We start from the raw sequence: 17,942 nt of genomic DNA on the forward strand, positions 1-17,942 counted from the left end.
ATTTCGCATGTCGCCGACCCCCGGTTTCGTGGGGTCAGCCGAGGATGGGCAGCCGGCGCTGACCGGCCAGCCGTTTGAGGGCCGACTCCATGACCCCGCGCACGTACGCGTCGACTTCGTCGATGTCGGGATCACCACCGAACTGAGCGGTGACGTCGATCGGTTCGAGTACTTCGGTGACGATCTTGGCGGGCAGCGGTAGGTTCGGCGGGAATATCACGCTGAGCCCAAAGGGGAACCCGAAGCTCACCGGCAAAATGTCCATGCGCGCCCTGGTCAGCCCCAGCTTGCGCGCCAGCCAATTTCCGCGGCTCAAGAAGAGCTGTGTCTCCTGGCCCCCGATCGACACGGTGGGCACGATCGGCACCCCGGCCTCGATGGCTGTGCGCACGTAGCCGGTGCGGCCGTTGAAGTCGATGGTGTTGGCGCTGAAGGTGGGCCGGTAGGAGTCGTAGTCGCCGCCGGGGAAGACCAGCACCACGGCACCAGAATGCAGCGCTGCTGCGGCGTTTTCACGGCTGGCCTCGATGACCCCGAGTCTGCGGAGCCAGCCGTCCAGCGGGCCCATGAAGATGCCGTAGTGGCCCAGCGTGTAGACCGGGCGGTCGTAGCCGAACTTGTTGTAGAACGCCGGGGAGAAGATCAACACGTCCGGCGTGAGCATGCCGCCCGAATGGTTGGAGACGACCAACGCGCCGCCGGACGGCGGGACGTTATCGATGTTGCGCACCTCGGCGCGATACCACCGCTTGATGAGCGGTCCGAGGGCCTTGCTGACCTGCTCGGTGAACACGGGGTCCCATTTGGTGGTCTCGTGGTTGTCGGTCACCTCAACGCCGCTGCCCGCCATGGCTCCCCGCCGTTCGTCTCAATCCGTTTTGCTATTGATTGCCGGTGTGACCCAGATCTCAAACCCCCGTACCTGCACGACATAGGCTACTCTCCAAATAGGAGAATGTCATATCCGTTTGCTGGACGGTTTTCGCGCCGGGCGGCACGCCTCAAACGGCGGTTGGCACTCCGGATTTCGGTTTTGTCGGCTCATCGGCGCGGAACGGAGACGTCGCTAGCGTTCGGCGGGGGTCCGCCCCATCGCATGCGTCAGCCCGCGTCGCGCAGCAACGGGTGTGCCGTCGGCAGCACGACGGCCGGGCTCAATTCGTCGAACAGGTCGGTCGCGTCCGCGATGGTGCGGTCGACGAAGGCGGCGAAATCATCGAACGAGACGTTCCGTCGGATCCAGTGCGACCTGCGCGCCACCACGCCGATCCGCTGCGGATCGGATGAGCCGTGCACGATCGCCGTCACTTCGCGATCCTGGCGGTTCCACGTGTCCGAGAAGTGCACCAGCCAGGGCCGCTCGGTGGCGGGGAAGAAGCAGCCGGGAGTCACCCGGATGATCAGCACATCGCCGTGCGCGGGCGAGATCTCGAGATGGACGTGCAGGCGCCGGTGGGCGCCGATCACGAAGAAGTATTCGCCATCGTGGTGGCCGCGGAAATAGCGCCGCCCTCGCGCGCGCAGGTACCGTTCGACCAGGTTCGCGCACATGGGCTCGTTCGTCATGGAAATATGCTGCGGCCAGTGGCTTTGCGGATGCTGGGAGGCAAGCCATGAGTCACCGAAGAATCTGTTGAGAATTGGCTGAGCGGTCGGGGCGACTTGCGTCGGCCGCCGAGGTCAGTCAGTGCGGCGCCGCTCGACGATCCCGGCGCCGGGACCCGGCATGGTCGTTGAGGAGACGGTCACCCGGCTCAAACCGGAGCGATCGATCAGCCCGCTCACTGGGCAGCCGCCCGCCGCGCGGCACGCGCTAATGCGTGACGGTGGCCGCGGTTGCCGTCGTCGAACGCGTTGCACCAAGTCGGATTAGTCTGATGCCGAATGGTTTTCGCCCAGCCGTAGGGAGGCCGAACGTGGGGCTCAATGTGGAACGGATTGACCATGTGGTGCTGAACTGCCGAGACGTCGAGGCCACCGCGGCGTGGTACGAGCGGGTTCTTGGGATGCGGCGGGAAACGTTCGGGTCGTCCAACCGAGTCGCCCTGCGGTTCGGGGAGCAGAAACTGAACCTGCGGCCCGTCGGGGCGCTGCGCGACGATCCCGAATGGGTCACCGGGTCGGTCGAAGCGGCCGGGTCCGAGGACTTGTGCTTCATCACTCGGTGCAGCCCGGACGAGGTGCGTGCCCACCTCGTGCGCTCCGGAGCGGAGATCGTTGCGGGGCCCGTCGCCAGGACAGGGGCTCTGGGTCCGATGACCTCGCACTACTGCCGCGACGTCGACGGGAATCTCGTCGAAATCGCCGTTTACTGAAGCGGATACAACGCCGGCAAGTTCACCACGACCGCCTCTTGGGTGCTGCGCGCGATGACGACTTCCGCCGGTGTGTTCGGATCGGGGTTTTCCTCCCGGTGCGGCAGATACGGGGGGATGAACACGTAGTCACCGGGTGAAGTCGAGATGCGCACCTCTTGGTCTCCGTCGTGGAAGACGAATTCCGGGTGGCCGCTGCGCACGTAGATAGCGGTTTCGGAGTCGCCGTGGTGGTGGTTGGACGAGACGGTCGAGGGCGACGCGTGTGTCTCTCCCATCCACAACTTCTCGGCACCGACCGACGTTCCGCTGAGCGCGGCGAACCGGCGGAGTCCCTCGGATTGCGCGGTGTCGGAACTGATGTCCCCCGCCTTGACGAGGTGCACCCGATTGGGGGTGGACTGCGTCGTTGTCTCGTCGAAATCGGGGTGGAATCCGTCCGCGGTGGCCATGCCTCAATTATGGTCCGACGCATCCCGATACGCCTCGAGGAGCCGCAGCCACAGCTCGCTGACCGTGGGGAAGCAGGGCACGGCGTGCCACAACCGGTCGATGGGCACCTCGCCCGCAACGGCGATGGTGGCGGAATGGAGCATTTCGGTGACCCCCGGCCCGACCAATGTGACCCCTAGCAAGCGCCCGCGGTCGAGATCCACCACCATCCTTGCCCGTCCGGAGTACCCGTCCGCATAAAGCTTGGCCCCCATCACGACGTCGCCAATCTGCACATCGACGGTTTGCACCCGGTGCCCGGCCCGTTCGGCTTGCCGGGCCGTCAGCCCGACCGCGGCTGCTTCGGGGATGGTGAAGAAGGCCTGCGGCACCGCGTGATGGTCGGCGGTAGTTGCGTGCCTACCCCACGGCGCGGTGTCCACCGGGGCGCCCGCGGCCCGCGCTCCGATGGCCGCTCCAGCGATGCGGCCCTGATATTTCCCTTGATGGGTCAGCAGGGCCCGGTGATTGACGTCACCCGCGGCGTACAGCCAGCCGTCTTCTATCGCTCGCACTTGGCAGGTGTCGTCGACCTCGAGCCAGTCGCCGGGTGCCAGCCCGACGGTGTGCAGACCGATGTCGTCGGTGAGCGGTGCCCGGCCCGTCGCGAAAAGCACTTGGCTGACTTCTAATTCGGAGCCATCGTCCAATTCGAGGGTCACCGCCCCGCCGTCGGGCCGGCGCAGCGCGCGGACCGATACGCCGACGCGCACATCCACGCCAGCATCGGCGAGGCCGCGGCCGATGAGTTCACCCACGAAGGGCTCCATCCGGGGGAGTAGGCCCTGCCCCCGCGCGAGGAGGGTCACCTGAGATCCCAATCCCCGCCACGCGGTAGCCATTTCGACGCCCACGCCACCGCCGCCTACGACAGCGAGCCGCTCGGGAACGGAGCCGCTGTCGGTGGCTTGGCGGTTGGTCCACGGCCTGGCTTCATCGATGCCGGGCACGTCGGGTAGGGAAGACTTGCTTCCAGTGCAGATCACGACCGCGTGCCGCGCGGTCAGCACGGACGTGGCTCCGTCGGGCGCGGTGACCGCGACTCGTCGGGGGCCATCCAACCGGCCATGGCCGCGTACCAGGGTGGCCCCGATTCCGCCGACCCAGTCGGCCTGGCCGGTGTCGTCCCAGTTGCTGACGTAGCGGTTTCGGCGGCCGAAGACCCCCGCAACGCTGATGCGCCCGCGGACCGCCTCACGGGCGCCGTCGACGTGGCGGGCTTCCGATACGGCAATCACCGGACGCAGCATTGCTTCGCTGGGAACGCAGGCCCAATAGGAACACTCACCGCCGACGAGTTCGCGCTCGACCAGCGCGACGCTCAGGCCCGCCGCCCGGGCGCTCTCCGCGGCGTTCTGCCCGACGGGTCCGGCGCCAAGCACGATGACGTCGTAGCCGGCTTCCTCGTGTGCTGCCATGGTCCGTGGTCCTCCCCCGGGTTGTCCTCAGTTGGCGATGAGCTTCGCGGCCAGCTCGCGCAGGTCTTTCGCTACCAGGTTCGGTTGGGGCAGCGCGTCGACGGGCAGCGGTGGATTGCCGGGGCGGGTGATGAGCGCAGTGCTGAAGCCGACATTCTGGGCCCCAAGGGTGTCCCACACGTGAGCGGCCACCATCATGCAGTCGGCCGGGGCCACCTCGAGCGTCTCGCACGCGTATCGGTACACGGTTGGCGACGGCTTGAAGGCGTGGCAGGCGTCGACGCTCAATTGGTGTTCGAAGAATTCGGCCAGCCCGGAACTCTGCAGCGTGGTCGGGCCGTCCGGGTTGGGTGGTGAGTTGGTCAGCGTGACCAAACGAAAACCGTTGTTCTTCAACATGGTGAGCCCCTCCACCGCGTCCGGGTGGGCCGGCATGGTGAGTAAGCCGGCCTTCAGGCGGTGCGCGTCATCGTCGGAGACGGCCACGCCGTGGATATCGCCGACCATGCGAAGCACGCCTTGGGCCAGGGTGGAGAAGTCCACGTAACTGTCCGCCAATGTCGCGGACATCGAGTACATGACCAGCTGGGCGAACCACTCGCGGAGCACCCGCTGATCGCCGAACAGTTCGGTGAAAAGTGGTGCGAGTGACTCGATGTCAACCAAGGTTTCGTTGACGTCGAAAACCAGTACGGAGGGTACGCGCATTGTCAGGCCTCGATCTTTTCAGTATGGGACCGTGAGCCCCTCATTGCAGAACGACGACCATCTTGCCGCCCGCCTGCCCCGCTTCCATCACGCGGTGCGCCTCGCGGATCTCGTCAAAAGCGAAGACGCGGGACGGCCTGGCCTCCAGCGCACCGTCGGCGACCTGGCGCGCGATGTCTTGCAGGGGGACGTCCGACAGCGGAAAGCCGGGAGTCCCAAAGACGAAGCTGCCAAAGAAGTTCCAATTGACCCCGCTCGCCATGCGCAACAGCGGATTGAAATCCCCGATCGGGTCCAGCCCGCCCAGCCATCCCGCCAGGCAGGCCGTTCCGCCGCGGCGCAGCATGTCGAGAGAATCCAGGATGGTGCTGTTGCCGACCAAATCCAGGACGGCGTCGACTTGCTTGGCCTCGGGGAGGTGGTCGGCAAGGTCGCGCCTTTCCAATTCGACACGCGACGCGCCCAGCCCCTCGAGCATGGGAAACCGGCCGTGGCTTCGGGCGGTGGCGATGACGCGCGCGCCGGCGGCGACGGCCATTTTGAGTGCGGCCTGCCCGAGCGACGAGGTCGCGCCGCGCAGGACCAGAGTCTGCCCGGCCTCGAGGTCGAGATTACGGAAGAGGCACGTCCATGCGACGGCGAAGGTTTCGGGCAGCGCGGCCAAGTCTGCCCAGGGCAGATCGGATTCGATGGGGGCGACATTCGCCGCCCGCACGCGGGTGTACTGCGCGTAGCTGCCATTGATGGTTCGGCCGAGGCCGCCCATCAGCGCCGCCACCTTGGCGCCCACGCGGAACTCACCGCTCGGGCACGAGTCGACGATGCCGACGCATTCGATGCCACTGACCTCCGCGGCTTCGGCCCATTCGCCCCGGCGCATGTGCAGCTCGGCGTGATTGATGCCGAAGGCCTTGACTTCGATCACCACTTCGCCGTCCTTGGGCAGGGGCTTTGGGATGTCGGTGTGGACCAGGCTGTCCAGGCCGCCGAATCCCTTGAGGATGATCGCCCGCATGGTTTCCCCGCCGGGCCGCTCACGGACTACCGCGGGTGCGGTGGGTACCTCGGGTGCATTGGTGGTGGACACGTGCCGCTCCTCCCAAATCTTCAGCAGGCGTTGGGGAATCGGGCTTGCCCATCGAACCGGTGAGCCGTCGCCGACCTTACTGGGCCAACCAACCCAATTATTATGGGCTAGCTATCCCATTCTGTCCAGAGAAGTCATGAGCCTACTTGGATCGTTCCGCGCCGCGCTGCCGCGTCGAGGTGGCTCGGCGCGCGCGTGCCTGTGTTGTGAAGGAGCGGACGTAGTCGACGCCGGCGTTGACAGCGGCGCGCAGCGGTTCCGCATCCCCGGTGGCGTATGTCAGCATGGCGCCGCCTTGGTGAGCGACAACCAACGACACCGCCAGGTGTCGCGGGTCCGCGTCGGGGCGCAGGTCGCCGCGCCGGCGCATCGCATCAAGACCGGTCTCGAACAGCTCGATCCACTGGTCGTAACCGGCGGAGAGCTCGTCGTGGATCTCGTCGTCGGAGTCGATCAGCTCGCCCGCCAAGGAGCCGTAGACGCAACCGCCGACCCGATACACGGCGTCGGCTTCGGCGACGCAGGCGTCGGCCCAGGCCTGCAGGGCGGCGATGCTGTCCAGGGCACCCAGCGGTGGCTGGGTGTGGAACGCGCGCACGTCGTCGCGGCGAGTGGCAACGACCTGACGGGTCAGCTCGCGTTTGTCCCGGAAGTAATGCGCGATTTGCGAGCCGCCCACTCGGGCCGCACGCCGTACCTGCTCGATGCTCGTGTTGGCGACGCCGCGCTCGAACATGAGCCGCGCGGCCGCGTCAACGATGCGTGCGCGCGTCGCCAATCCCTTGCGGGTAAATCGTTGCGAGCTCTCGGTATTCACGTGGCGGTCCTCGCCCGGCGCCGGGTACGCCGTGCCGGCCGGGGCGCTCGCTCGTTCGGATCGGTGGCGAACGTGCGTAGGTAGTTGATCGCGAAGCGCACCGCGTCGGCGTGCGGCCATTCCGCCCGGTAGGTGAAGGCCAGGGTGCCACCACCTTGATGTGCGGCGACGATGACCATTGCCAACCGTCTCGGGTCAGCGGAACCGACCAAGACGCCGTTATCTTTCATCCGCCGGATCGCTGCCTCGAGCAGGTCGATCCACTGCCAATAGCCGGTGGCCAGCGTTTCCCGCGTCGGCTCGTCCGACTTCGCCACTTGGGCCGCGAGAGCGTGGTAGGTCGGCGTGCCGAAATAGCCGATGCGCCTGAGATATCGCATGTTGAGATCGCCCCACCGCTCGAAGTCGTCGAACGTGGTCAAACCTCCGAGCCTGGGCTGGCGGTGAAAGTCGAGAACCACCCCGATCTGGCGTCGGATGACCGCGCGAATGAGTGCGGCCTTATCGGCGAAATAGTGGGCGAGCTGTGATCCGCTGACCGACGCCGCCCTGCGGACGTTCTCCATGTTGGCAGCCGACAGGCCCTCGGTGACGATCAGCCGGGCGGCCGCTTCCACGATGCGATCCCGGGTGGCACGCCCCTTGGCGGTCAACCGTTGTTCGTCGCGAACATCGGGATGGGCCATCGCGTCAGGCTAACCCTCGGCCGCCCCGAACTATGGGATATCCAACCCATTGATGCTCCGGCGGCCGGCGGGCGCGGTCAGGCAGCGATGTCGGCCCTGGCGAGGAAGCCCCCGATCAGCTCGGCTACCTCGTCGAGTGCGGACTCGAGCAGGAAGTGTCCGCCGTCGAGCAGGCGGATCTCGGCATTGGGGAGGTCGTCGGCGAACGCCTGGGCGCCGGCCGGGCCGAAGATCTCGTCCCCGCGGCCCCACACCGCCAGCAGCGGTACCTGGCTGGCGCGGAAGTATTCGTGCAGGCGCGGGTAGAGCGGCGCGTTGGTTGCGTAGTCCCGCAACAATTTCAGCTGCACCAGATCGTTGCCCGGTCGCGATATGAGCGCGTAATCGTGGTGCCATGATTCGGGGTCGACGAGGGTCTCGTCGGCAACGCCGGTGACGTATTGCCATCGAGTGGCATCCAGTGTGAGGAACTGCCGGACCGCGTCCTCGGTCTCGGGCGTTTGTTCGCTTTGGTAAGCGCGCACGATCTTCCAGAAGCTGTCGACGAATCCCGCGTCGTAGCCGTTCCCGTTCTGGGTGATGATCGCGGTGATCGACGACGGGTCGCGCAGCGCCAGCCGCCAGCCGATCGGCGCGCCGTAGTCCTGGACGTATATCGCGTACCGGTCGACGTCGGCGGCGCGCAGGAGTGCGGCGGTGAGGTCGGTCAGCGCGTCGAAGGTGTAGTCGAACTCCTCGGCGGACGGCGCGTCGGATAGCCCGAAGCCCAGGTGATCGGGTGCGATCACGTGGTAGCGGTCGGCCAGCATCGGGATCAGATGGCGAAACATGTAGGAGCTGGTGGGAAACCCGTGCAACAGCACCAGCGCGGGATGGTTCGGGTCGCCCGCTTGGCGGAAGAACAGCCGGTGACCGTCGACGGTGACGTAACGATGATGGACAGCCGCCATGGCGTTCCTCCCTGCATTCGCCCTCGAACGCTGAGCGACGAATTTCAACGAACGCCGCGCTGAGCCGAGGTTCTGGGTTATGCAACCCAGTATGCACCGGATCGCGCTCCGCGCAACAGTCGCGGCGCCGCACCTAGCGATGTCGTCGTCCGATGTTGCCGTTGGCTTCTGGCTGGCATAGTGTGAGCCAGCCCTCCAGTCAGGGCCTGCGGAGGTGGCCCGGTGGGCAAGCTGATATCGGTGAACGTGGGGCTGCCCCAGAACGTGCAGTGGCGGGACAAGACCGTCTATACGGGAATCTGGAAAACTCCTGTCGAAGGGCCGGTCACGGTACGTCGGCTGAATATCGACGGCGACGGTCAGGGTGACCTCGGTGGCCACGGCGGCGAGCAGCGCGCCGTCATGGTGTATCAGACCGAGTCATACGACTTCTGGAAGAAATATCTGGGCCGCGACGACCTCGTGCCGGGCCACTTCGGGGAGAACTTCACCATCAGCGGGCTGCCCGACGACGAGGTATGCATCGGTGACCGCTACCGTATCGGTGAAGCCGAGTTCGAGGTCACCCAACCCCGCGTCACCTGCTTCCGGGTTGGAATGCGCCTCAACGAACCCAGGATGCCGAATCTTCTTGTCTCCCAACGCAGGCCAGGATTTTACTTTCGGGTGATTTCCGAAGGGCAGGTGCGCGCGGGTGATGACATCGTGCGTACCCGCCGCGGTCGCCATGCGCTCAGCGTCGCCGACGTCGATGCGCTGTTGTACTTGCCGGACCGTGATCTCGAGCTCCTCCACAAGATCATCGACGTCCCCGCGCTCAGTCCGGGCTGGCAACAGTCGTTCCGGGACATGCTCGCATCACCGCAGGGATCGGCCTCCGAGCCTGCGGCCGCGATACCCGCGTGGGCTGGGTTTCGGCCCTTGCGGGTCACGGGGGTGCGCAGGGAAAGCCCACAGGTGATGTCCATCGAGCTGGAGGCCGAGGACCATTCCGCGCTGCCGGCGCCGCTGGCGGGGCAATATCTGACGGTGCGAATCCCCGGCGCCGGTGCGCCGGCGCCGCTGCGCAGTTACTCCCTCTCCGGGGACCCCGCAGCGGGGCGCTACCGCATCAGCGTCAAGCGGGAAGAGCACGGTCTGGTCAGCTCGTGGCTGCACGAGCACGTCGAGCCGGGTTCGGTCGTCGAGGCCGCTGCCCCGCGCGGCGACTTCTGCCTCGCCGACGGCGGCGGCCCGGTGGTGCTGATGTCGGCGGGAATCGGCATCACACCCGTCTTGGCCATGCTGCACGCGCTCGCGGCGGCCGGCAGCAACCGTAACATCTGGTGGCTGCACACCACCCGTAACCGCGAAACGCAAGCATTCGCAACGGAAGTCGCCAGTTTGGTCGAATCCCTGCCGAGTGCTCGGCTGTCGGTGTTCTATACGCAGACCCAAGGCCGGTTGGACCGCCCCGCCATCGCGGCGCTTGGTATCCCGGCCAGTGCCACTGCATACCTTTGCGGCCCAACCCAGTTCATGAGCGACATGCGCGACGCACTCGCCGCCGGCGGTCTGGCCCCCGAGCGGATCCATAGCGAACTTTTCGGCGCCCTGCCGCCGATCAACCCCGGCGTCGTCGACGACACCCCGCGCAACGCGCCGCACCCTCCAGCGGGGCTTCCAGGGACGGGGCCGCCGATCACGTTCGCGCGCAGCGGCCTGACGGTCACCTGGTCGTCCGCATACGGAAGCATCCTCGAGCTGGCGGAAGCCTGCGACGTACCCACCCGGTTTTCCTGCCGAAGCGGCGTCTGTCATCTGTGCGTCACCGGCGTCGTTGCCGGCAGAACCGCCTACGTCCAGCAACCTCTGGAGCCGCCCGAGCAGGGCACGGTGCTCATCTGCTCGGCCGCTCCGGAAACCGAGCTCGTGCTGGACCTGTAGCGAAAACCGTTGCCTCAGGCGCTGATCGCGCGTTGACCGCCGCTCACGGGCACGACGGCGCCATTGATGTAGCTGGCGTCGGCGGCGCTGACAAAGACGACCACGCTGGCGATTTCACTCGGATCGGCCGGTCGGCCCAACGCGGTGGTGGCCGCAACCGCCTCCAGCATGCCGGGTAGCGCCGCGGTACCGGGGGTGTCGGTGGGTCCGACGGAGATCGCGTTCACGCGCACCCCTGCTGACCCGAACTCATCCGCCCATACGCGGGTCAGCAATTCGAGGCCGGCCTTGGTGGCGCCATAGATGCCGGCACCGCTCGCCGGCACCGAAGCCGCGACGGTGCTCACGCTGACCACCGAGCCGCCGCCGCGCTCGATCATGCCCGGCACCAACTGCTGGACCAAGATGTAAGGCGCGCGCAGGTTCACACTCACATGCTCGTCGAATACCGCGTCATCCGTCTCTATCGTGGCTCCGAATTCGTAGATGCCGGCGTTGTTGATCAGGATGTCGACCGGTCCCGCCTCGGCCGCCAGGCGGCGCACGTCGTCGGCGTCGTTGAGGTCGGCCGCGACGAAACGGGCCGTGCCACCGGCGTTTTCGATATCACGGACCGTCTTGGCGCCGCGCTCGGCGCTGCGGCCGTGCACCACCACCGCCACCCCGCGTTCCGCCAGCTGTAGCGCAATCTCGCGGCCGATACCGGATGTGGCTCCGGTCACCAACGCGGTGGAGCCGGCCATTGTTGTTGCCATCGAACTCTGCCTCCGGGAGAGAAGTTCACTTGTCTCCCCGACAGCAGCCGGACGCCGCCAAATATTCCTAGGAGCTCAGCGGGACCGACGCCTCCGCGGTGTAACACAGGAACGTCAGCGTTTCCTGCAGATACAGCTGCACGGTCTCCGCGTCATGGCTGGTGTACCCGATCGACACATCGGTCCCGAGCTGCAGATCGAAGTCGCCGCCGCGGGTGGTGAGCACGAACGCGCCGTCGATGGCCGGCGCCCAGATGATGTCCCCGGGCACCAGCCGGTCGATGTGCTCGAGGATCGGGTAGCCGTGCTCGGTGGTTTCGCTGACCTTCGTGTAGACGTCGGCGGACAGCAGCACCGAATAAGGACCGTCGACACCGGCCAGCCGCAGTTCGGAAATCGCCTGCGTGATGACGTCCGGAATCTCGCGGGGATCAGCCGGCAGGGTCAGCGGCTTGTTGGAGCTGCAGGTGCGGATGCCGTCGATCGACGCCGCGGGGTAACCCTCGAAGATGGCGCGGTCCTCGACAAACGCCAATTTCTTCGCGGCGGCCTTGACCGGGTCCCAGTCCGAGTCCTGCGCGCCGCGCTCCACGTTGTCGATTTCATAACGGGACAGAGCGAACGGAACACGCAGCCGGACAAGGGGTTTGCTCGCTCGCAGGTGGGCTTCGACGCCGTCAGAGGGTGACGTCACGTCGACCAGGCGGCCGGTGCTGACCGCCGCGGTCACCGGACCGCCCGGCTCGCTGACGTCGACTACCCGGCGCCCGGCGATATGGCGTTTGAACGTCCGGGACGCCTCGGTTTCGATTTCTTTCCAAGCCGCTTCGGTGACCGGTGCCAACTCGCGGTAAAGGTTGTTCATCAACTGGTTCCTTTCAGGCTGCCGATCGAAAGTGAGCCGTCATGCACGGCAGGGGTTTCGGCCACCGGCACTGCGGGCAGGGGTGGTGGATCGTCGAGGAAGTCGACGGTGGGCGAGAAGAACAGGCCACCGGTGACCGCGGTGGAGAATTCGAGGATTCGGTCGGTGTTGCCGGGTGGATCGCCGAGAAACATGTTGCGCAGCATCTGCTCGGTCACTTGCGGCGTGCGGGAATACCCGATGAAGTACGTGCCATACTCACCCTTTCCGAGCTGGCCGAACGGCATGTTGTGCCGCACGATCTTCAATTCGGTGCCGTCCGCATCGGTGATGACGTTGAGGGCGATGTGGGAGTTGGCCGGCTTTTCCTCGTCATCCAGTTCGAGGTTCTCCAGTTTCGTGCGGCCGATCACCAGCTCCTGATCGGTGACCGACAGCGCGTTCCACGAGGACATCTCGTGCAGATACTTCTGCACGTGCACGTAGCACGAGCCTTCGAAGTCGGGATCCTCGGCGCCGATGGTGGTGGCGCTGACGGCCAGTGGGCCGTCCGGGTTTTCGGTGCCGTCGACGAAGCCCAGCAGGTCGCGGTTGTCGAAGTAGCGGAATCCGTGCACCTCGTCGACGACGGTGACCGCACCGGCCATCGATCGCAGGATGCGGTCGGCCAATTCGAAGCAGACGTCCAGGCTCTCCGCCCGGATGTGGAACAGCAGGTCCCCGGGCGTGGCCGGCGCGGTGTGCCGCGGGCCGTTCAGTTCGACGAAGGGGTGCAGCTCTGCCGGACGGGGGCCGGAGAACAAGCGATCCCAGGCCTGCGAGCCGATAGAGGCGATGGCCGACAACCGTTTCGGCGGCTCGCGAAATCCGATTGCGCGCACCAGCCCGGAAATGTCCGGCAGCGCGTCGTGCACTGTCGCTTCTCCGCCGTCGTCGATGGTCACCACCAAGAAGACCGCCGCAGGCGTCAACGGCTCGAGGATGGGCTGTGGCTGGACGGAAGGCACTCTGCTGACCCTAGCGTGGCGACGCTGAGCGCAGGAAGTGCGCGAAGAAGGAGCCGCGCAATCGGGCCTAGCGTGGCGACGCTGAGCGCAGGAAGTGCGCGAAGAAGGAGCCGCGCAATCGGGCCCAGCCTGGCGACGGTCGTCGTCGACAGCCATGATGATCAACATGTCGGCCAGCGCCGCAGGCCTCTGCGATTTCATCGACGCTTCTCCGTCGCCTTTTCACGTTTGCGCCACGGTGGCCGCGCGGCTGACCGCTGCCGGCTTCACCGAACTGAGCGAGGCTGACCGGTGGCCGACGGAACCGGGTAGCTATTTCACGGTGCGGGCCGCTTCGCTGGTCGCCTGGAATTCCGTGCGCGCCGACGGCCCGTTCCGGATCGTCGGCGCGCACACCGACAGCCCGAACTTGCGGGTCAAGCAGTATCCCGATCGGGTGGTCGCCGGGTGGCGCGTGGTCGCATTGGAGCCGTACGGCGGGGCGTGGCTCAACTCCTGGCTGGATCGCGACCTGGGTATCAGCGGACGGTTGTCGGTGCAGGACGGCGCCGGGATCGAGCATCGGCTGGTCCGCATCGACGACCCGATCCTGCGGGTACCCCAGCTGGCCATCCACCTCGCCGAAGACCGCAAATCGCTGACGCTGGACCCGCAACGCCACGTTAACGCGGTCTGGGGAACCGGTGCCGAGATGAAGCGGTTCATCGACTTCGTCGCCGAACGCGCCGGCGTGACGCCGACGAGCGTGCTGGCCGCCGACCTGATGACCCACGACCTGACCCCGTCGACGGTGATCGGCGCCGACCGTGACCTGCTCAGCGCGCCGCGCCTGGACAACCAAGCCAGCTGTTATGCGGGCACGGAGGCTCTGCTGGCCGCCGAACCGCGGGGATTCCTGCCCGTGCTGGTGGTCTTCGACCACGAGGAGGTGGGGTCGTCCTCCGACCACGGCGCCCAATCCGACTTGCTCGGCACCGTCCTGGAGCGGATCGTGCTCGCGGCCGGCGGCACCCGTGAGGACTTCCTGCGTCGGTTGCCCGAATCACTGCTGGCCTCGGCGGACATGGCCCACGCGACCCACCCCAACTACCCGGAGCGGCACGAGCCGGGCCACCTGATCGAGGTCAACGCCGGACCGGTGCTCAAGGTGCACCCCAACCTGCGTTATGCCACCGACGGACGCACGGCCGCGGCCTTCGAGCTCGCCTGCCGGCAGGCCGGGGTCGGCCTGCAGCGTTACGAGCACCGGGCCGACCTGCCGTGCGGATCGACGATCGGCCCGCTGGCCTCGGCTCGAACCGGCATCCCGACGGTCGACGTCGGCGCCGCGCAGCTGGCCATGCACTCCGCGCGTGAGTTGATGGGCGTGCACGACGTCGCCGCCTACTCGGCGGCCATGGAAGCGTTCCTTTCGCCCAAGCCCTAGCGACGCCTCTAGATGTGGGCCTGCTAGAGGACGACCGGATGCGCGGCCACGGTGAGCGTGAAGGTCGCGACGTTGAATGCGAACAGGAATGCCGCCAGCCCGAACTGGCCGGAGATGTCGTGAGCGAGGACGTGGGTGTACATCGCGCAAATGAAGAAGATGGTCAGTCCGGCTGCTGCGGCGACGCCGATTCCCGGTACCCACAGGCCGACGATCAGCCCAAGGGCCCCGAGGGTTTTCAGGGTGCCGATCGGGAAGGTCAGCCAGGAGACCGGGACACCGGCCCGTTGCATGGGTGGAATGATGGGCGCGAAGTGCACCAGCGCGCTCACGCCGGAAAATCCGTTGAGGATGATGGCGGATATCGTCATGACGAGATATGCGGTGTGCATTTGGCGGCTTCCTAGCTGGTCGGTCGGTGGACGATCGTTCGGCGTCAGCTCGCCGGCATCGGGTCTAGTCGGAACACGGCGATCCGGCCGGCCAGCGCCTCGACTTCTTCGGGACTGCCTTGGCGCACCAGTCCGGAGCGTTTGAGAAAGCCAACACCGATCGGCACTTCCGCCGGATATTGACGCAACACCGGGCGAGCTTGCTCGGCCGTCAGCTCGGTTATCTTGACGGGCCGCGTCTTTCGGCCCTTGCCGAGCGTTCCGGTGCCCGCGGCGCGGGCGTTGCGCGCCCAATCGGCACCCGGGAATCCGGCCACGGCATAGAGTTGCCCGTCCAGCGTGAACGGTGTCATCGGCGTGCTGCGAGGCCGACCCGTTTTGCGGCCCGGCACCGTCAACACCATCGGTGGCCCCGTCGGTAAGCCAAGTTTTTGCAGCGTGATCATGAACTTGTTCATCGGCTTCAGCCAACGAGGGGGCGTCGGGCTGGACATGTCTACTCCTATCGCCAATTCCGTTGCGTGGGCTTGCAATCGGTTGTGCGGCGGTTCGCCGCAGTGGGGGCCGGGTGATCAGCAACCCGTATTCAAGGACGGGTCGGCGGCGCGGAAAGTTACGCGCGCGCGTGCGTAACTTTTTGCCGCGCCGTCTCGTCGTCATCTCCTGAGTACGCAACCCGACCCGGGAGAACTGATGACAACAGATGATTGGTACGGCCCCCGCTGGCCCCGGGTGATCGCCCGTGCCACCAGCGCAACGTTGGCACTGCTGGCGCTGGCTCAAGCCGCATTCGCCGGCAGCTTTCTGGGCGGCCGATACGACGCACTGATGCTGCACTCGGTTGGCGCGAAGGCGACGACGGTGCTGTCCGTCGTTCAACTGGTGGTGCTGGTGATAGTGAGCAGGACGGGCGGGCCGCGGCGGCCGGTAGCGGTCGGGGCGCTCGTGACGATCCTCTTGGTCGCCGAGTTCGCATCGGGGGAATTGCGGCTGACAGGCTTACACGTTCCGCTCGGCGTGTTGTTGATCGTGGGGATCTTCCAGTTGACCGCGTCGGTGTGGCGTCTACCGCTGGCCACACCCTCGCGATCGGCGGAGCGGGAAGCGATCCGATGAATCGGCGCAGCGCGTTACGCCTGGGTGCTGCGGCGGCGGGCGTCGGTTTCGTCGGCGCCGGCTGGCCGCTGGCCGGCGCACTGCTGGGCACCGCCGAGTCGGGCCGGCTGATCCGCAGTCAGACCCGGCTGCCCGATCGCTATCAAGCCCCGTTGCCGATCCCGGAGGAGTTGACGCCGGTTCGGACCGACGCTCACGCCGACTACTACGAGATCACCCAGCAGACCACGCAGCTGCGGATACTGCCCGAGCTGCCCACGGCGGCATGGACTTACAACACCAGCTTTCCCGGCCCCACCATCGCTTCGCGGTCCGGCCGACGCACCATCGTGCGGCACCGCAACACCCTGCCCGTGCCCGTTGTGGTGCACCTACATGGCGGCCACACGCCGGAAGCCCACGATGGGTATCCGACCGACTTCATCCTGCCCCCGGGCCGTCAGCCCGGGGCTGAAGCCATGGCACGCAACAGCGTTGTCGGAGAGCGCGAATACGTTTACCCGATGAATCAGCGTGCCGCTACGTTGTGGTACCACGATCACCGGATGGGCTACACCGGCGCCGCCGTCTGGCGCGGCCTGGCCGGATTCCACTTGGTCCACGATGACGAGGAAGACTCGTTGCCGCTGCCTCGCGGTCGGCGGGACATCCCGCTGATGATCACCGATCGCGCATTCGCCGCCGACGGCTCCTTCCGCTACCCGGGCGCCGACGATGGCGGAGCAATCGGTGACTACATGAACGGAGTCCTCGGTGACGTCATCCTTGTCAACGGTGCGCCATGGCCGGTGCTGTCGACCGATCCTGCCCGTTATCGCCTGCGACTACTGAACGCATCCAACGCCCGTCGCTATCGGCTGCAGTTGGATCCGCAGCCACCCGGTGGTTCGGCGTTGGTCCAGATCGGCAGCGACGGTGGATTACTCGCCCGGCCGCTAGCTCACGACGTCATCGACATCGCTCCGGCGGAACGGTTCGATATTGTGGTCGACTTCAGCCGCTACCAGCTGGGAACACAAGTGCGGCTGCTCAACCGGTTGGATACCGAAACCGCAGGCGAGGTCATGCGATTCGACATCGTCGGGGACGACCGTTCCGACGATTCGGCCATCCCCGAGCGGCTCAGCGGACGCGTCCCGAATCTCGACCCCCAGGGCGCCGTGGCCACTCGAACGTTCCTCTTCCGGTTGGGTAGAACAGGCGTATGGACGATCAACGACCTCCCCTATCAACCGGGCCGGCCGCTGGCGCGCCCTAAGCTCGGCACCACAGAAATCTGGCGGTTCATCTCCGAGTTCCACCATCCGGTTCACGTTCACCTGAATTCGTTCCGGGTGCTGACCCGCAACGGCCGCGCACCGGGCCGGTTCGACCTGGGGTGGAAGGACACCGTCGATGTGCGCCCGGCCGAAGCGGTCGAAGTCCTTACCCGGTTTTCCGACTACACCGGCTCATACCTTCTGCACTGCCACAACCTTGAACACGAAGACATGGCGATGATGGCCGACTTTCTCACCGTCGACTAGCTGTTGGCCGCTTAGTGGCCGACGCGGCCGTTCCTTCCACCGAGCCTCGTCAACACCTAAGGTCTGGCGGTATGGCGCTCAACGTGGAGATGATCACCTTCGACTGCATCAATCCCGCGCAGCTCGCCGGCTGGTGGGCCGAGCAATTCGGCGGTACGACGCAGGAGTTGCTCGCCGGCGAGTTCACCGCGGTGACTCTCCCGGAGGGACCTCGGCTCGGATTCCAGAAGGTGCCCGATCCCACCCCCGGTAAGAACCGCGTGCACCTCGACTTCGGCCCCGCCGATGTGGACGCCGAGGCGTCTCGGCTGACTGGCGCCGGGGCCACCGAGTTAGGCCGGCACCAGTTCGGTGACAACTTCCGCTGGGTCGTGCTGGCCGACCCCGAGGGCAACGTGTTCTGCGTCGTCGGCCAATAGCCTCCACGGCGACCCGACAATGGCGGGAGCCCCGCCC

Annotated in this window: 20 protein-coding genes and 1 pseudogene; 6 read left to right on the forward strand and 15 right to left on the reverse strand. The window is 66.4% G+C overall.

Annotated elements, in window-relative coordinates; translation table 11 throughout:
* Window positions 1-34: 34 nt before the first annotated feature.
* The 3 genes and pseudogenes from A5681_RS03570 to A5681_RS28105 form a co-directional block, all read right to left on the reverse strand.
* Entirely contained in the window at window positions 35-850 is an 816-nt protein-coding gene (locus A5681_RS03570) for a lysophospholipid acyltransferase family protein (protein WP_067269438.1), read from the reverse strand.
* A gap of 251 nt (window positions 851-1,101) precedes the next feature.
* Complete coding sequence (locus A5681_RS03575; protein ID WP_067269440.1) at window positions 1,102-1,566, reverse strand: YbjN domain-containing protein; 465 nt, start codon at window positions 1,564-1,566, stop codon at window positions 1,102-1,104.
* 174 nt (window positions 1,567-1,740) lie between these two features.
* Window positions 1,741-1,813: pseudogene (locus A5681_RS28105) on the reverse strand (hypothetical protein); the annotation flags it as partial.
* A gap of 64 nt (window positions 1,814-1,877) precedes the next feature.
* Here A5681_RS28105 and A5681_RS03580 point away from each other — a divergent pair.
* A complete protein-coding gene (locus A5681_RS03580; RefSeq protein WP_067269442.1) occupies window positions 1,878-2,315 on the forward strand; it encodes a VOC family protein in 438 nt (145 codons plus the stop codon).
* On the opposite strand, the gene A5681_RS03585 is transcribed toward A5681_RS03580, so the two are convergent.
* From A5681_RS03585 to A5681_RS03615, 7 genes are all read right to left on the reverse strand, one after another.
* On the reverse strand, window positions 2,309-2,767 hold the full coding sequence (locus A5681_RS03585; RefSeq protein ID WP_067269443.1) for a cupin domain-containing protein: 459 nt from the start codon (window positions 2,765-2,767) through the stop codon (window positions 2,309-2,311). The genes A5681_RS03580 and A5681_RS03585 overlap by 7 nt on opposite strands.
* Window positions 2,768-2,770: 3 nt before the next feature.
* Window positions 2,771-4,225, reverse strand: a complete 1,455-nt coding sequence (locus tag A5681_RS03590) for a dihydrolipoyl dehydrogenase family protein (RefSeq protein ID WP_067269445.1) — start codon at window positions 4,223-4,225, stop codon at window positions 2,771-2,773.
* Between the two features lie 27 nt (window positions 4,226-4,252).
* A complete protein-coding gene (locus A5681_RS03595) occupies window positions 4,253-4,933 on the reverse strand; it encodes a haloacid dehalogenase type II (RefSeq protein WP_067269447.1) in 681 nt (226 codons plus the stop codon).
* Window positions 4,934-4,973: 40 nt separating this feature from the next.
* Window positions 4,974-6,020 carry a zinc-binding alcohol dehydrogenase family protein gene (locus tag A5681_RS03600; protein ID WP_067269448.1) on the reverse strand — a complete coding sequence of 349 codons (1,047 nt, stop codon included), beginning with the start codon at window positions 6,018-6,020 and terminating at the stop codon, window positions 4,974-4,976.
* A gap of 142 nt (window positions 6,021-6,162) precedes the next feature.
* Window positions 6,163-6,837, reverse strand: a complete 675-nt coding sequence (locus A5681_RS03605) for a TetR/AcrR family transcriptional regulator (protein ID WP_067269449.1) — start codon at window positions 6,835-6,837, stop codon at window positions 6,163-6,165.
* Window positions 6,834-7,523, reverse strand: a complete 690-nt coding sequence (locus tag A5681_RS03610) for a TetR/AcrR family transcriptional regulator (protein WP_067269450.1) — start codon at window positions 7,521-7,523, stop codon at window positions 6,834-6,836. The genes A5681_RS03605 and A5681_RS03610 overlap by 4 nt, the downstream gene beginning before the upstream one ends.
* Before the next feature lie 77 nt (window positions 7,524-7,600).
* Window positions 7,601-8,473: an alpha/beta fold hydrolase gene (locus tag A5681_RS03615; protein WP_067269452.1), complete on the reverse strand. Its 873-nt coding sequence runs from the start codon at window positions 8,471-8,473 to the stop codon at window positions 7,601-7,603.
* 222 nt (window positions 8,474-8,695) lie between these two features.
* Here A5681_RS03615 and A5681_RS03620 point away from each other — a divergent pair, with 222 nt between their 5' ends.
* Window positions 8,696-10,399 carry an MOSC and FAD-binding oxidoreductase domain-containing protein gene (locus A5681_RS03620; RefSeq protein WP_067269454.1) on the forward strand — a complete coding sequence of 568 codons (1,704 nt, stop codon included), beginning with the start codon at window positions 8,696-8,698 and terminating at the stop codon, window positions 10,397-10,399.
* A gap of 14 nt (window positions 10,400-10,413) precedes the next feature.
* Here the strand turns inward: A5681_RS03620 and A5681_RS03625 are convergent, their stop codons facing one another.
* From A5681_RS03625 to A5681_RS03635, 3 genes are all read right to left on the reverse strand, one after another.
* Complete coding sequence (locus tag A5681_RS03625; RefSeq protein WP_067269456.1) at window positions 10,414-11,154, reverse strand: SDR family NAD(P)-dependent oxidoreductase; 741 nt, start codon at window positions 11,152-11,154, stop codon at window positions 10,414-10,416.
* A gap of 67 nt (window positions 11,155-11,221) precedes the next feature.
* Window positions 11,222-12,019, reverse strand: a complete 798-nt coding sequence (locus A5681_RS03630; RefSeq protein WP_067269458.1) for a family 1 encapsulin nanocompartment shell protein — start codon at window positions 12,017-12,019, stop codon at window positions 11,222-11,224.
* Window positions 12,019-13,026: a Dyp-type peroxidase gene (locus tag A5681_RS03635; protein ID WP_067269460.1), complete on the reverse strand. Its 1,008-nt coding sequence runs from the start codon at window positions 13,024-13,026 to the stop codon at window positions 12,019-12,021. The genes A5681_RS03630 and A5681_RS03635 overlap by 1 nt, the downstream gene beginning before the upstream one ends.
* Window positions 13,027-13,192: 166 nt before the next feature.
* Here A5681_RS03635 and A5681_RS03640 point away from each other — a divergent pair, with 166 nt between their 5' ends.
* On the forward strand, window positions 13,193-14,452 hold the full coding sequence (locus A5681_RS03640) for a M18 family aminopeptidase (RefSeq protein ID WP_197498499.1): 1,260 nt from the start codon (window positions 13,193-13,195) through the stop codon (window positions 14,450-14,452).
* Window positions 14,453-14,475: 23 nt separating this feature from the next.
* On the opposite strand, the gene A5681_RS03645 is transcribed toward A5681_RS03640, so the two are convergent.
* Both A5681_RS03645 and A5681_RS03650 read right to left on the reverse strand, forming a co-directional pair.
* Window positions 14,476-14,844, reverse strand: coding sequence for a DoxX family protein (locus A5681_RS03645; protein WP_067269466.1), 369 nt, complete (start codon window positions 14,842-14,844; stop codon window positions 14,476-14,478).
* A 44-nt stretch (window positions 14,845-14,888) separates the two neighbouring features.
* The gene (locus A5681_RS03650) at window positions 14,889-15,338 is read right to left on the reverse strand and encodes a nitroreductase family deazaflavin-dependent oxidoreductase (RefSeq protein ID WP_067269467.1); all 450 of its coding nucleotides are present in this window, start codon (window positions 15,336-15,338) and stop codon (window positions 14,889-14,891) included.
* A 199-nt stretch (window positions 15,339-15,537) separates the two neighbouring features.
* On the opposite strand from A5681_RS03650, the gene A5681_RS03655 reads away from it, so the two are divergent.
* The 3 genes from A5681_RS03655 to A5681_RS03665 all read left to right on the forward strand — a co-directional run bounded on the left by A5681_RS03655 (window position 15,538) and on the right by A5681_RS03665 (window position 17,905).
* Window positions 15,538-15,960, forward strand: a complete 423-nt coding sequence (locus A5681_RS03655) for a hypothetical protein (RefSeq protein WP_197498500.1) — start codon at window positions 15,538-15,540, stop codon at window positions 15,958-15,960.
* A complete protein-coding gene (locus A5681_RS03660) occupies window positions 15,957-17,486 on the forward strand; it encodes a multicopper oxidase family protein (RefSeq protein WP_067269469.1) in 1,530 nt (509 codons plus the stop codon). Before A5681_RS03655 ends, A5681_RS03660 begins: the two co-directional genes overlap by 4 nt.
* A gap of 71 nt (window positions 17,487-17,557) precedes the next feature.
* The gene (locus A5681_RS03665; protein WP_067269472.1) at window positions 17,558-17,905 is read left to right on the forward strand and encodes a VOC family protein; all 348 of its coding nucleotides are present in this window, start codon (window positions 17,558-17,560) and stop codon (window positions 17,903-17,905) included.
* Window positions 17,906-17,942 lie beyond the last annotated feature (37 nt).

The organism is Mycobacterium scrofulaceum, assembly GCF_001667885.1.
Classification (GTDB): Bacteria; Actinomycetota; Actinomycetes; order Mycobacteriales; family Mycobacteriaceae; genus Mycobacterium; species Mycobacterium scrofulaceum_C.